Below are 13847 nucleotides of genomic sequence, written 5' to 3' on the forward strand. Positions count from 1 at the left end.
TTGGCTTGGACAGGGAAGTCGACTTCTCACTTGACCGCGCCGCTGGTGATACCGGAGATGATCTTCCGCTGGGCGACGGCCAGCACGATCACCAGTGGCAGGCTCATCAGCACCACGTAGGCGAAGATGAGGTGCCAGTTGTTGAGGTAGAGACCGGCGCTGGCGACGCGGAACAGGTTCAGCGGCAGGGTGTCGATGCGGCCGCCGATGACGAAGAACGCGTAGAAGACGTCGTTCCACACGTAGAGGCAGATCAGGATCGTGGCGGTGGCGAGCACCGGCCGCAGCATCGGCAGCACCACCCGCCGGAACACCGTGAACGGGCCGGCGCCGTCGATCTGGGCGGCCTCTTCCAGCGACGTCGGGATGGTCCGGACGAAACCGGTGACGAAGAAGATCACCGTGGACATGTAGATGCCCATGTACACGCCGATCATGCCCACGGCACTGCCCGCGAGGCCGAGTTGGCGCAGCAGGAGCACCACCGTGACCACGGCCGGCGGCAGCACGATGCCGCTGATGCCCAGTGCGTACAGCACGGCGTTGAGCCGGGTCGCGCGGCGGGCCAGAATCCAGGCCGCCATCGACCCGAAGGTGAGCACACCGGCGACGGCGGGCACGACGACGAGCAGGCTGCCGAAGAACGCGGCCGGCACCTCGCCGTCGACCCAGACCTGGCGCAGGTTCTCCAGCAGCTGCCACCGCGTGGGCAGGGAGAGGTCCGGGTTGAGCGCTTCGCCCTGGGACTTGGCCGCGGTCACCAGGACCAGCCAGAGCGGGATGCCGATGGTGCCCAGGACGAGCAGGGTGGCGAGGACGGGTTGCAGCCTGGTCCAGATGCGCGAGTCGCTCAAAGGATCTCCTCCCGCTTGCGCAGCGTGCGGATCACGGGGAAGGCCATGAAGGCGACGAGCAGGAACAGCACCAGGCTCATCGCGGTGGCTTGGGCGAACAGGCCTTGCCCGAAGGTGCGGTAGATGAAGATGTTGAGGATCTCCGTGGTGCGGGCCGGTCCGCCACCCGTGGTGGCCTGGACGATGTCGAACCCGTTCATGGAGCCGAGCAGGGCGGTGGCGACGTTGAACGTGACCGCCGGGGCCAGCAGCGGCGACTTGATCACCCAGAACGTGCGCCAGCGGGACGCGCCGTCGATGCGGGACGCTTCCAGGATGTCCTCGGGGATCGTCTTGAGGCCCGCCAGGTAGATGAGCATGGACAGGCCCATCCACTTCCACGAGTGGATCAGCGCGACGACCACGATCGACCAGGTCGTGTCACCGAGCCAGGCGTAGTCGAACGTGCGGCCGAGGATGGCGCCGATCAGCCCGTTGAGGCTGCCCTCGGGTTTGAGCAGGGCCTGGAAGATGTAGCCGACGGCGAGCGCGGACATCAGCACCGGGACCAGGAAGAAGATCCGGGCGACGCGGTTGAGCGGGTTGTCCCGTTCGAGCAGGACCGCCAGGGCGAAGCCGAAGAGGTTCTGGAACACCGCGACCAGCACCGCGTAGACGAGGGTGATCCGCACCGCCCGGACCAGCGTGCCGTCCGAGGCGAGTTGGGTGAAGTTGTCGAACCCGGTCGGGTTGATCGAGGCCTTGAACCCGGACCAGTCGGTGAACGCGTAGACGAAGTTGAACAGCGTGGGGAGGAAGAAGAAGACGAGCAGGATGGCGAATGCCGGCGCGAGGAACCACATCGGGTGCGTCCGCCGGTTGATGGTGCTCCCGGCGCGGCGCCTGGTGCTCGCCCGTGGAGTCGGCCGGGGTTGGGTCCGCTCCAAGACGGGCGTCCGTTCTGCGATGGGCATCTCGTGGGGCTCCTTCGGCGTGCCGTGCTCTTCGGTGCGGGTGCGCGTCGGGTGGGTGCCCCCCAGCGAGGCATTCTCAGTGGGGGGCACACCCGACGCGCACCAGTCGGTGCCGGGCTCAGAAGCCAGGCGCTCCGGCGGCCTTGGCCAGTTGGGCGAATTGGTCCTGGGTGGCCTTGGCCACCTCTTCCGGCGTCATGGTCCCGACGATCATGTCCGCGAGGTTGATGTACAGGTCGGGGTTGGCGACCGCCAGCGCCTGCATGGAGCCGACCGCCGTGCCCAGTGAGGCGTGCACGTCGAGCAGGGCCTTGGGCACGCCGGCCGGGTTGGCGACGGCCGGCTGGAGCGAGATGGTGTTGCGGTCGGTGACGAAGTCCTGGTAGCCGGGGCCCATCCAGAACGACAGCAGCTGCCGGGCCGCGGCCTCGCGCTTGGCGTCACCGGTCCGGAAGGCGACCAGGGCGTTGGACTGGTCCGGGATGAACGTGCCGACCTGGCCGGACGGCGCGATCGGGAAGAACCCGATCTTCTGGTCCAGGGTGGCGGTGTCGGACTTGGCCTGGAGCTGGCCGAAGAACGAGTTGACCTGCACCACCATGGCGGCGTCACCGGCGAGCAGCGCGGCGCCCTGGTCCTCGAACTTGGCGGTCTTGATGTCGGCGTTGAACAGGCCTTCGTCGATCAGCGACTTGTACTTCTTGATCGCGTCGAGCACGACGGGGCTGCTGAACGTCTCCTGCTTGGTGTTGATCTTGTCCCAGAGGCCGTCCTTCGCCGCGTCGGCGAGCTGGACCTGCACCCACCACTGCGTCGCCCACCGGTCGGCGGCCATCTCGAAGAACGGGGTGACGCCCTTGCCCTTGAGCGAACGGGCCACGGTCACCATGTCGTCGAAGTTCTTCGGCGTCTCGGTGATGCCGTTGGCGGCGAAGACTTCCTTGTTGTAGTAGACGCCCTCGACGGCCGGGCTGGTGATCAGGGCGGCGTAACGCGTGCCGTCCAGGATGCCGGTGATATCGCGCAGCTCCGGGTCCAGCTTGGGCAGCCAGGGCGCGTCGGTGAGCGGCTGGAGGTTGGTCTTGGCGTTGATGGCGGTGAGCATCGACGCGGTGGGCTGCCAGAACGCGAGGTCCGGCTTGTCACCGGTGGCCACCTTGGTCTGGATGCCCTGCTCGTAGGGGTCGGGGATGGTCACCACGTCGACGGAGGCGCCGGTGGCCTGCTCGAACGCCGCCACCACCTTCTCCGGCACGGTGTTGCTGTTCTGCGCGGCCCAGACGGTCAGCTTGACACCGTCGAGCTTCGCGCTGGGGTCGGCCCACGTGACCGCGGCGTCGACGGGAGCGCCCGCGCCCGGGTCGCTGCACGCCGCGAGGCCCACCATGAGCGCCGCGGCGGTGGCGGCGGTGATCAATCGGTTCATCCTGCTGATCCTTCTGTGGGTTGGGTGACGATCCGGAACAGCCGCGCGGACGCGGTTTCGCGGTGGGTCGGCGTCAAGGTCAATGATCCGGAGTCCGGGTCCCAGTCGGTGCTCCACGCCGGCAGCTCGCGCGGGTAGAGCACTTCGATGTCGATGTGCCGGCCCCGCAGGTGGGGCAGGGACAACGTCACGCCGGCGCCGTCACCACCGCGCTGCCACGCCGCCAGGTGGGTGACGTCACCGGACTTGAGCGCCAGGCTCAGCCACGGGTCGCTCCACCCGGGCAGGCCCAGCGGCCACACGGGCACCGCGGTCGCCAGGTCCGCGCGGACGTCCTGGAACACCTTCACCGCACCGCGCACGGACCGCAGCTGGTCGGGGCTCATCAGGTCCAGGCGCCCGGACAGGTACAGGCGGCCGAGCATCCCCGTGCACACGCTGTAGGCGAAGTGCTCGTCGGACATGTCGGGCTGCGGGTAGGCCCAGCTCGCCGACTGCTCGGGCAGGACCGACATCGGGGCCGACACGGCGATCGGCGGGTAGCGCAGGAAGTCCTGCTGGTCGCTGGTTGACTGCAACTGCATCCGGGACAGCATGGCGTAGTCCATCCGCATGGCGCCCGACGCGCAGTTCTCCAGGATCAGGTCGGGGTGCCGGTCCAGGACCCGGTCCAGCCAGTCCAGGTGGGCCCGGTTGTGCGCCAGCAGGCCCGATCCGGCGCTGTCGGCGGCCAGGTCGGTGCCGGCGCCGGCGTCGATGTTGTAGTCGAGCTTGAAGTACCCGACCCCGAGTCCGCTGACCAGTCGGTCGACCACCTCGTCCAGGTGCGCGATCGCACTCGGGTGGCGCAGGTCCAGGTGGTACCGGTCGTGTTCGACCAGCCGCACGCCGGCCCGCTGGAGGTACGCGGCGTCCGGGAGTCTGGGGACCATCGGGCTGTTGACCCCGATCACCTCCGGCTCCAACCACAGACCGGGCACCATGCCGCGGTCGCGGATGTGCTCGATCACCTCCTCCAGCCCGCCCGGGAACCTCGTCTTGGACGGCCGCCACTCGCCGACGCTGTCCCACCAGCTGGTGCCGTTGTCGTACCAGCCCGCGTCGATGCAGAACACCTCCGCGCCGACGGCGGCAGCCGCGTCGATCAGCGGGAGCAGCTTCGCCGTGGTCGGGTCGCCCATCAGCGTGTTCATGTAGTCGTTGAACACCACCGGCAGGGCGGTCCGGTCGCGGTGCGGGCGGACGAGTTCGCGCCGGTGCGCGGTCATCGCGGCGATCGCACCGTCCAGACCGGACTCGGAGACGGCCACCGACACCGGGACGGTGGTGAAGGACTCGCCCGGCAGCAGGCGGTGCTGCCACTGGTGGTCGATGTCGGTCGGTCCGAGCAGCGCGAGGTACGCGCCGTCGAGCCGCTCGCCGACCTCCCACCGCCAGGCGCCGTTGTGCTCCACCTGCCACAGCCACGCCTGCCCGCTCCGCCGGTCCACGACCCCACCGGTCGGCAGGTGCGTCCCGGTGGACCAGGTGCCGGTGCTGACGGCCGCGAACCGACCGCGGCCGTCCTGCCCGTGCAGCCGCAGGTTGAGATCGGGGACGGCGTCGTCACGCAGCGGGTGGCGGACCCACCGGCCCTCGCCCAGCCACTCGCTGTCGGCCCGCACCAGGTCCACGTCCTCGATCCGCACACCGGGGAACCCGGCGGCGAACGAGGTGACGCCCTGCAACAGCACCGGGGCGTCACCGTGGTTGGTCACCTTGGTGCGGATCTGGCAGGCGCCGACCCCGTCGACCGAGCGGAACGACGTCCGCGCGACCAGCCCGGTCCGCTCGTCGCGCACGTCGACGTGCAGCTCGCTCCACTTGCCGTCGCTCGTGCGCGCCGACCCGGCGTAGACCATGCGGCGGCCGAGGGCGGTCTCCGAGAACCGGTGCGAGACCCGGGCCCGGCCTTCACCGGCGACCAGCAGCTCCACCAGCGGCTGTGCCGCCCGCGAGTCGTCGGGCCGCGGGCCGCCGGCGGACAAGGTCCGGACACCGACCGGGCCGTCCGGGGACACGTCCACGACGAGTTCCAACGCCGAGTGGCCCCAGACCACGCTCGTGGCGGACTCCAACGAGATCACCGATTGCTCCTGTCGTGCGTTCTGGCGCGGTACCTGCTGTGCTGCGACGAACCTGCTGTTGCCGTCAGCCGATGGGTGCGGCGATCTGGATGAGGTCGATGTTCGGCGCGTAGCCGCTGGAGCCGTTGGCGAAGGTGATCGCGTTGGCACCCGCCGCCAGGTCGACGTCGACCACGGTGGTCCGGTAGTTCGACCAGCCCAGCGTGTTGCGGAAGTAGGACCGCTTGGTCGCGCCGCCGTTCACGCTGATGTCGGAGTACCGGTCGACGATGTTGGAGTTGTAGTTGGAGGCGCCCTCGCCCAACTCGCCGTTGGCGTAGGTGACGACCATCCGGTAACGGCCGGCGGTGGGCGCGGTGACGTTGTTGAACCGCAGCGTGTTCGCGGCTCCCCCGCCGATCCAGCCGACGTACTTGCCGCCCGAGGCCGCGGTGTCGTTGACGACCACGGCCGCGCCGCCCAGCGTGTTGCCGGTTTCGGCCTGGTAGGCGGTCACCGTTCCGGTGGTGGCCGTGACGTCCAGGTAGTCCACGTTGATCGCGTCACGGTCGTCGGTGGCGTAGGCGTTGACCTCGACGCGGTTGATGCCCGCGGTCAGGAACACCTTGGTGGTGGCGGTGTTCCAGGTGTTCCAGTCGGCCGTGCCGGGCAGCGCCACGTCGGTCAGGTCGGCGCCGTTGAGCTTGAGCCGGATCGAGCGGTTGGCGGGCGCGCCGCTGTACGGGCCGGCGGAGTACCGCAGGCCGAGGTTGTAGTAGCCGTCGGTCGGCGCGGTCACCACGAACTTCGTGCTCGCGTTGGTGCTGGCGCCGTAGCCCTCGCTGAAGGAGGTGCCGGAGTAGCCGGTGTTGCTGCCGTAGGTGACCCTGGCGCTGCCGCCGAGACGGGCGTACTCGGCTTCGTAGCGGGACGCGGAGCCGACCGTCGTCAGGTCCTTGTCCGGCGTGATGACCACGTGGTAGGCCGACGCTCCCTTGAGGCCGGTCAACGGGATGGTGAGCTGCCCGGAGCTGACCGTGTAGTCGCCTTCCCGCACCAGGTACGGGCCGGTCGACGGGTTGAGGCCGGAGGTGTCCACGCCCCACACCGACGCGTGCACGCGGCTGCCGAGGTAGGAGGCCGAGGCCAGGCCCTTGACGATGACGTCGGTGTCGTAGGTGCCGGTGACGGGGTTGTTGCCGCCGAAGACCACCCGCGCCTGCTTCTTCGCCGGGTCGAGCGCCGCGACGCCTTGCAGCGAACCGCTCGCCGACGGCGGCGTGACGGCCACGGTGTTACCGGTCAACTCGCCGTACCACTTGTAGAGCCACCAGCCGCCGGTCGCCTGGTTGTTGCGGGTGACCAGGTCGTTGAGCCCGCCCGCGGTGGTCCAGTACGCCAGGCAGCCGTCCACCTTGGACGCCTCGAACTTCGAGACGAACTGGACCAGGTTGCCCGGCACACCCAGATCGCCCGAGAACCGGCCGTACTCGTTGATCGTGATCGGCCGGGCGGTGATGCCCAGGCTGCGCTCGATGCCCCGGTAGTCGTCGAAGTGGGTCTGCCAGTTGGTGAAGAAGTCGTTGTTCAGCTCGTGCCAGGCGGTCACGTCGGGCAGCACGCCGTTGTCCCGGGCTGCGGTCATGAACGCGCGCAGGTCGGCCGAACGGTAGGTGGAGAAGCCCGGTCCGGCGATCCGCGCGCCGGGGTCGATCGAGCGGATCTTCTGGTAGACGGTCTTCCAGTCGGCGATCAGCCGGTTGACGTCGTTCTGGTACCAGATCCCGTCCGGTTCGTTGAACGGAACGTACACATAGGACGTCCGGTACGGGTCGGCGACGACCTTGCGGGTCATCGTGTCCACCTTGGACAGGTAGTCGGCGATGCCCAGGTTCTCGTACGGCCACTCTTTGTAGATGTCCTGCATGTAGATCTGGATCTCACGGCCGCCGGCGCGCTTGAACATCGGCGCGATCTTGAGTGCGTCCCCGTTCGGGTGTTGCAGACCGTCGGGCGCCTTCTGCGCGGTGACCTGGGGGTTGAGCGCCGCCAGCATGTTCTCGTTCGGGACGCCCTCGTCACCGAGCCCGTACAGGAACCCGGTGGCGCCGTAGCGCAGGGCGCCGGTGTTCGCCGCCAGGTCGACCATGAGCTGCGACGGGGCCGCACCCGCCGACCCGGACGTCACGCCCGCCGCCATCGCGGCCACGACCGCACACCAGGCGATCCTCGCCTTCGTCGATCCCATCACCGTCGTTACCTCCTCGTCGAGGGTCGAACTGCTGGGCGCAAGAGCTGCGGCGGCGCATCCGTGAGGCTTCAGCGGCGGCACGTTCGCGCAGTTCACAAGCATGTGACCGGTCACATGGACTGGCGAGAGTGTGACCGGTCACATAGGCTGATGAGAAGACCGCGTTACCGTGTTGTTACGAACAATTCGGACGGGTCGGGGGTCAACGACCGCGGGGAGGTGCGGTCGACTCGCGGACCACGAGCGACGGCGGCGCCAACTCGACCGCCGGCTGCGGCAGCCCGGTCACCTCGGCCACGATCGCCGCCAGGCACGCGTGGCCGAGGGCCACGAAGTCCATCCGCACGGTGGTGAGCGCGGGCGTCCAGTAGGCCGCGCCGGGGACGTCGTCGAAACCGACGATGCTGACGTCGCCCGGGACGTCCCGGCCGGCCTCGTGCAGGGCCCGGCGGACCGCCATGGCGGTGTCGTCGTTGCCGCAGAGGATCGCCGTCACGTCCGGGTCCGCCGCCAGCCCGCGTCCGGCCAGGTAGGCCGACCGCACGTCCCACCCGGCCGGCACGACTTCCGGCACGGGTGCGCCGGCACGTTCGAGCGTGTCCCGCCACCCCGCCTGGCGGGCGCTCGTGCCGGTTTCCGACGGTATGGCGACGTGGTGCACCGTGCGGTGCCCCAGGGACAGCAGGTACTTCGTGGCATCGGCGGCGGCCTGCCGTTCGTCCAGGTAGATCATGGACCGCGGGGTGTCGGTCAGGCCGCCCGCCTCCGTCGCGGCCACCGCCGGCACGTCCGCCGGCAGCGCCCGCAGGACCCCGGCCCCGGCCGCGTCGAAGGCGATCACGACGATGCCGCCGGCATTGGGATCGCTCACGTACTCCACCGCGTGCCGGACGTCAACGGGACGGTCCGACTCCACCACCCGGACCCCGACCGCGAGCCCCTTCAGGCGCGCGGCCTCCTCGATGCCCTGCAGCGTCGAGGCGTAGCCGTACAGGGTGGTGTTCGCGATGACCACCGTCACCGCGCTCGAACGCCCCGAGCCGAGCGCCCTGGCCGCCCGGTTGGGCCGGTAACCCAACCGCTCGATGACGCCGAGAACCACCCGACGGGTGTCGGGGTTGACGTTGGGCGAGTCGTTCAGCACCCGGGACACGGTCTGGTACGAGACGCCCGCGGCCGCCGCGACATCGCGGATGCTGGGCGCGGATTCCCGCCCCCGCTTCCGGGCCGGCATGCCGGATGAACGTCCTGTCACCCCGTCATCGTGATCGGTAACCACCGTGACGTCAAAACCACTTCAGACGCGGGACGCCGGTGCGGTCATCGCGGAAGCAGGGCATCGGCCCAGGCCCGATGCCCTCCTCCTCGCCGCGAACGGGTCAGCCGATGGTCCACTGCTGGGCGTTGTTGCCGTTGCAGGTCCACTGGCGCACTTCGGCGCCCGGCGCGGTGCCGAAGTTGTAGTTGTCCAGGCACAGGCCGCTGTACCGGTTGACCAGTGTGGAGTAACCACCGGCCACGGAGTTCACCCGCCACTGTTGCACGGTGTACCGGTTGCACGTCCACTGCTGGACCACCGAGCCGGCCGCCGTCGCCCAGTCCTTGTCGTCCAGGCAGAGACCACTGTGGCCGTTGCGGATCTCGTAGTAGCCGTTGCCGAGCGCGGTCAGGTACCAGTCCTGGACCGGCGCGTCGTTGCAGGTCCACTGCCGGACCTCGGCGCCGGGTTGGGTGCCGAAGTTGTAGTCGTCCAGGCAGAGGTTGCTGTGCCGGTTGCGGATCTTGGCGCGGGACGGGCCGTCGGCTTCACCCGAGGGTCCTTGGAGCACCGTGGACGTGGAGACCGGGACACCGAGGTTCGGGGTGCCGTCGGCGTTCCACGAGATCTTCTGCACGCGGGTCGTCCTGGTCTTGCCGCAGCCCTGGGTCGCGGAGGAGTTGGCGTGGTAGGCGATCCAGGTCTCGGTGCCGTCGGGCGAGGAGAAGAACGAGTGGTGGCCCGGACCGTAGACGCTCGCGGCGTCGTTGCGCTGGAAGATCGGGTCGGCGAACTTGGACCAGGACGCCTGCGCCAGCGGGTCACCGCCGGTGTACTCAAGCATGCCGAGCTTGTAGTTCGGGCCTTGGCAGTGGCTGGCGGAGTAGGTCAGGAACGTGCGGCCGTTGCGCTGCAACGCGAAGGAGCCTTCGTTGACGTCACCGTCCTGCCGTTCCCAGGTCAGGGTGGGCGCGGAGATCCGCGTGCCGAAGGCGCTCGCCGTCCACGGGTTGGACATCGGCGCGATGAACAGCGACTGGAGGTTGTCGATGGGGGAGAACGCCGAGAACGTCATGTAGAGGGCGCCGTTGAGCTTGAGCAGACTCGCGTCGATCGCCCACCCGTTGTTGGGCATCAGGTTGATGATCCCGCGGATGGTGTAAGGGCCCATCGGGTCGGTCCCGGCGCTCTCGGCGACGTGCGTCCGGCGAGCGCCGCCGGACTGCTCGACCGAGTAGTACAGGTACCAGCGGTCGCCGACCATCTCCAGGTGCGGCGCCCACATCGTCGTTCCGCCGGTGCGGACGACGACCTGCTCCGGCGCGGTGTGCAGGCCCGCGATGGTGGACGACCGGCGCATGACCACATCGGCCGACCACGTGGTGGCGACGTAGTAGTAGTTGCCGTTGTACTGCACCAGGGTCGGGTCCGCGCTGTTCGGCGTGCCGACAGCCGGATTGCTGAAACTCGGACCAGGCGCGGCCGCGGCCTGGCCGGCGTTGAAGGGAGTCAGGGCCAGCGCGATGACAACAGCGGCGGCGAGCGACAAGGCCCGCCGAGCCGTTCCTCGGCGTTGAGGGAACAGCACAACCACTCCTCACGTGCACGCGGGAACCCGGGCATGGCAGTCGCCCAGGTACTGGACGGCGCCGGGTCGCCGCATGTGAACGCTAACAGTATCGATGTTGCCCCTCAAGAATCCGATCTCAGGGTCTGGGTGGTTAGCGCTAACTCCGCGTGCCCGCTCCGGTGACCGGCCGGTGCGAGCATGGCGCCCTCGCACGAGGCGCCGCAGCCGGCGGCCGGTCCGGTCGGGGACGGCGGGACCCGCCGAGTCGCACTGGACGCCGCGCTCCCCCACGGTCCCCGGACCGCAACCTCAGGTCGTCGGGTCTCCGGCACTGTGGACGGACACCGCGTAGTCGCCGCCGGTGAACGGTTCACGGTCCCAGGTGGCGAACCGCTCGACCAGCCGCAGCCCGGCCGCGGTGGCGTGCGCGTCGTAGTCGGCGACGGTGTACCCGCGGTTCAGGCTGAAGCCCGCGACCAACAACCGGCCGACGTGCCTGGCGACGCCCGCGACCAGAGCAGCCTGCGTGCCGGGCGGGGTGAACAGCGGGACGTTGCCCGCCATCACCACGACGTCGAACACCCGGCCGAGGTCGAGGTCGGCGAGGTCGGACTCCACCCAGCCGATGTGCGGGGCCAGCTTGCGCGCGGTCGCGAGCATGGACGCGTCGACGTCCGCGCCGATCACCTCGATCCCGTGCCTGGCCAACTCGATCGCGACCCGCCCGGTCCCGCAGCCGGCGTCCAGCACGCTCGCCGGCCGGTACGCCCGGACGAACGTCGCCTCGCCGTGCACATCGGCACCCGTCGCCGCCAGATCGTCGAACCGGCGCTGGTACTCGTCGCCGTCCCACCGGATGTCCGTCACGCCGATCAGTGTCCCACCCGTCCCTTGTGGATCGGCGGCGACGGACACAGTGCCACCCGAGCGGGCATCAGGCCGGGACCAGGAAGATCCACGTCCGGCCGGGCGCCACCGGCAGGTCCGTGCCGTCCGCCGTGGTGAACCGGGTCGGGTCGGCGGCGGTGGGTCGCGACCAGGTCGCGTCGAACGCGGCACCGTCCCGCAGCACGACGGCCGCGCCGGACCCGACCGTCACGACCACCGGCGACACGGTCCCCGAGGCGTCCTCCACGAACCGACCGGTCCGCGTCGACACCTGCTGCACGACCACGCTCGCCGCCGACACGGGTCCGGAATCCGCCGACACCAGCGGAGCGCCGTCCACCGAGATCGTCCAGCCCGCCGACCACGCCAGGTCGTACGCCGCGCTCTGGAACTTGACCGACCAAGTGGCGGTGGGGCGGCCACCGGACGGCGCGGGCCCGCTCGGCAACACGAGTGCGGACTGACCGGCCTCCGGTTTCGGCAGCCGCGCCGGGTGCACGTACAGGTTGTGCGGCACGGGCTTGCTCTCGTCACGCACGTAGGCGTTGCCCACCTCCTGCGGTGATGCCTTCACCAGCCGCGCCTGGTCGATCAACGGGACCAGTTCCGGCGCGGAGCCGGAGTAGGCGAGCACGGGCGTGCCGTACTGCGCGAGCAGTTCCAGGTCGGTCTCCCGCACGCTGCGCACGGGCCCCACCACCTCGGGCACCTGGCTCCAGTACACCGCCGCGAGCCTGGTGATACCGCCCTCCACGGGCTCGACGTACACCACGTCGGCCGACCCGATCCCGGTCTGCGGACGTGCGGCGGGCGCGTTGTCGACCTTGACGACGAGCGCCGCCGGCTGGACCGGACCCGGCGTGGCCGGGGCCGATTCCCCAGCCGGTTCCGCGCTGCCGCACGCGGACACCAGCGCGAGGACCATCAAGACCGCGAAGACGATCTGTCGCCGACGAGTACCCACCGGACTCACCTCACACGGACCTGCACGATCACGGGCTGACCGATCATGGATTGACCGATCACGGGCTGACCGCCACTCTCAATCATCCGTCCACGCCCGCCCGAGTACCAGAGCAGATCGGCCTGACACCACGGTTTCAGGCCGGTCCGGCCGCCACGTCGGCGACCGGACCGGCCTGGTTCACCCCCGAACGGTCACCGGACGTGGGTCAACGTGCCGAAGCCGAGGTGGTCGAAGCCGCCGCTGTTCGGGCCGTAGTCGCCGCCACCGCCCTCCGGGTAGACCCGGTCCATGTACGCCGTGGTGTTGGGCGCCGCCAAGCCGCGCCGCTTCACGTAGTGGTTGCGGATCAACGCCCAGACCGGCCGGTTCTGCCCCCGGCCCACATCGGAGATCACGGTGTGCTCCCGCTGGGCGCAGTTGGTGCCGGTGCCCCACCGGTAGGTGGTGAACGGCACGGGGTTGCCCAGGTTGTACCGGGCCACGTACTCGGCCACCTGGAGGATCCGGTTGTTGCTGTACCCGTACAGGTCGGTGCCCTGGTTCCAGGCCATCTCGCAGAACGAGCCGAGCAGGCCGATGCCCATCATGGTGTGCCCCTGGTCCCGGCCGCTCTCCTGGAACTGGGCGAGGCCGCCGGAGTGCAGGAACGGGATGGCCTTCAGGATCGAGCCGTTGCCCGCGCCGGTCTTGAAGTAGTCGATCGCCTGGTTGATCTTGGCCTGGTCGTCGCACAGCACGCCGATGGCCAGCACCGAGTTGATCGTGCACAGGTCCCAGTTGGCCCAGTAGTTGGTGATGCAGGCGCCGTTGTGGTTGCGCAGGAAGTCGTTGTTCACCGGGTAGAAGACGTTCAGCATCATGGTCTTGAACCGGTTGAGGTCGAACCCGCTGTAGCCGCGCATGATCTCGGCCGCGTTGGCGAACTGGTAGCCGTAGATCCCGGCGGCCAGGAAGCGGTCGGCGTTGCCGGTGACCGTCTTCAGCTTGGCCGACCAGGCGTTGAGGATGTTCCGCGCCGCGTCGCCGTGGGCCGTGTCGCCGCTGATCTTCCAGCGCAGGGCGTTCTGGTAGGCGGCGTGGATGTCGTTGTAGAGGGTCCCGTAGTTCTCGCCCTCCCCGCCCCGGATGACCGTCTCCAGCGGGTTCGCGACCCAGGAACTGGCCGAGTGCCGGTTGGCGACGAGCTTGTCCCAGCCCGCTTTCCAGGGGTTGGTGCCGGCGTTGACCCGCGCCTTCATCCGGTCGAAGTCGGCCTGTGTGTGCAGCAGACCGGGGTGGACGGCGGCGAGCGCGGTGCCGCTGGTGTGCGGCAGGACGGCGGCCCCGACGCCGACGGCGAGCGCCGCCTTGAGGACGTTGCGGCGGCTGGGCTCGGTTTTGGGCGTGCTGGTAGACGAGTCGTCGGTCATGGCACTCCTTTGTGCACTGGTCACGACGGCCGGCGGAGGGCGGCGAACCCACCGATACAGGGATAGAAAACGATACCTGAATTTACGTCACCGAGACAGCCTCATGACACCAGTTGACGGGCATGAAGCTGGGCTTCTACCGTAGACAACGCTTTCTAGTCCTGTC

At 69.3% G+C, this 13847-nt stretch carries 10 protein-coding genes; all 10 read right to left on the reverse strand.

The annotated features are described in order from the left end of the window. Positions 1–26 precede the first annotated feature (26 nt). The 10 genes from ALI22I_RS42655 to ALI22I_RS42700 all read right to left on the reverse strand — a co-directional run bounded on the left by ALI22I_RS42655 (position 27) and on the right by ALI22I_RS42700 (position 13681). A complete protein-coding gene (locus ALI22I_RS42655) occupies positions 27–854 on the reverse strand; it encodes a carbohydrate ABC transporter permease (RefSeq protein ID WP_077011310.1) in 828 nt (275 codons plus the stop codon). Continuing rightward, on the reverse strand, positions 851–1807 hold the full coding sequence (locus tag ALI22I_RS42660; protein ID WP_083752430.1) for a carbohydrate ABC transporter permease: 957 nt from the start codon (positions 1805–1807) through the stop codon (positions 851–853). Before ALI22I_RS42660 ends, ALI22I_RS42655 begins: the two co-directional genes overlap by 4 nt. Positions 1808–1925: 118 nt before the next feature. Then, complete coding sequence (locus tag ALI22I_RS42665) at positions 1926–3233, reverse strand: ABC transporter substrate-binding protein (RefSeq protein WP_077011312.1); 1308 nt, start codon at positions 3231–3233, stop codon at positions 1926–1928. After that, complete coding sequence (locus tag ALI22I_RS42670) at positions 3230–5359, reverse strand: glycoside hydrolase family 36 protein (protein WP_202971185.1); 2130 nt, start codon at positions 5357–5359, stop codon at positions 3230–3232. The genes ALI22I_RS42665 and ALI22I_RS42670 overlap by 4 nt, the downstream gene beginning before the upstream one ends. 64 nt (positions 5360–5423) lie before the next feature. Beyond that, positions 5424–7586, reverse strand: a complete 2163-nt coding sequence (locus ALI22I_RS42675) for a carbohydrate-binding protein (protein ID WP_077011313.1) — start codon at positions 7584–7586, stop codon at positions 5424–5426. A 205-nt stretch (positions 7587–7791) separates the two neighbouring features. Then, positions 7792–8844, reverse strand: coding sequence for a LacI family DNA-binding transcriptional regulator (locus ALI22I_RS42680; RefSeq protein ID WP_202971186.1), 1053 nt, complete (start codon positions 8842–8844; stop codon positions 7792–7794). A gap of 124 nt (positions 8845–8968) precedes the next feature. After that, the gene (locus ALI22I_RS42685; protein WP_179118541.1) at positions 8969–10435 is read right to left on the reverse strand and encodes a family 43 glycosylhydrolase; all 1467 of its coding nucleotides are present in this window, start codon (positions 10433–10435) and stop codon (positions 8969–8971) included. A 291-nt stretch (positions 10436–10726) separates the two neighbouring features. Further along, the gene (locus tag ALI22I_RS42690; protein ID WP_238598846.1) at positions 10727–11284 is read right to left on the reverse strand and encodes a class I SAM-dependent methyltransferase; all 558 of its coding nucleotides are present in this window, start codon (positions 11282–11284) and stop codon (positions 10727–10729) included. Positions 11285–11351: 67 nt separating this feature from the next. After that, positions 11352–12269 (reverse strand): DUF3048 domain-containing protein, encoded by a 918-nt coding sequence (locus tag ALI22I_RS42695; RefSeq protein ID WP_238598847.1) that lies wholly within the window; start codon positions 12267–12269, stop codon positions 11352–11354. Between the two features lie 194 nt (positions 12270–12463). Then, positions 12464–13681, reverse strand: a complete 1218-nt coding sequence (locus tag ALI22I_RS42700; RefSeq protein ID WP_077011316.1) for an alginate lyase family protein — start codon at positions 13679–13681, stop codon at positions 12464–12466. Between the last annotated feature and the right edge of the window lie 166 nt (positions 13682–13847).

Origin of the sequence: Saccharothrix sp. ALI-22-I (assembly GCF_001984175.1) — a bacterium.
In the GTDB taxonomy this organism is placed as follows: domain Bacteria; phylum Actinomycetota; class Actinomycetes; order Mycobacteriales; family Pseudonocardiaceae; genus Actinosynnema.

Coding starts and splice junctions, on each gene's coding strand:
- ALI22I_RS42665 (WP_077011312.1), bottom strand. CDS start 3,233: ATGAACCGATTGATCACCGCCGCCACCGCCGCGGCGCTCATGGTGGGC.
- ALI22I_RS42660 (WP_083752430.1), bottom strand. CDS start 1,807: ATGCCCATCGCAGAACGGACGCCCGTCTTGGAGCGGACCCAACCCCGG.
- ALI22I_RS42675 (WP_077011313.1), bottom strand. CDS start 7,586: ATGGGATCGACGAAGGCGAGGATCGCCTGGTGTGCGGTCGTGGCCGCG.
- ALI22I_RS42700 (WP_077011316.1), bottom strand. CDS start 13,681: ATGACCGACGACTCGTCTACCAGCACGCCCAAAACCGAGCCCAGCCGC.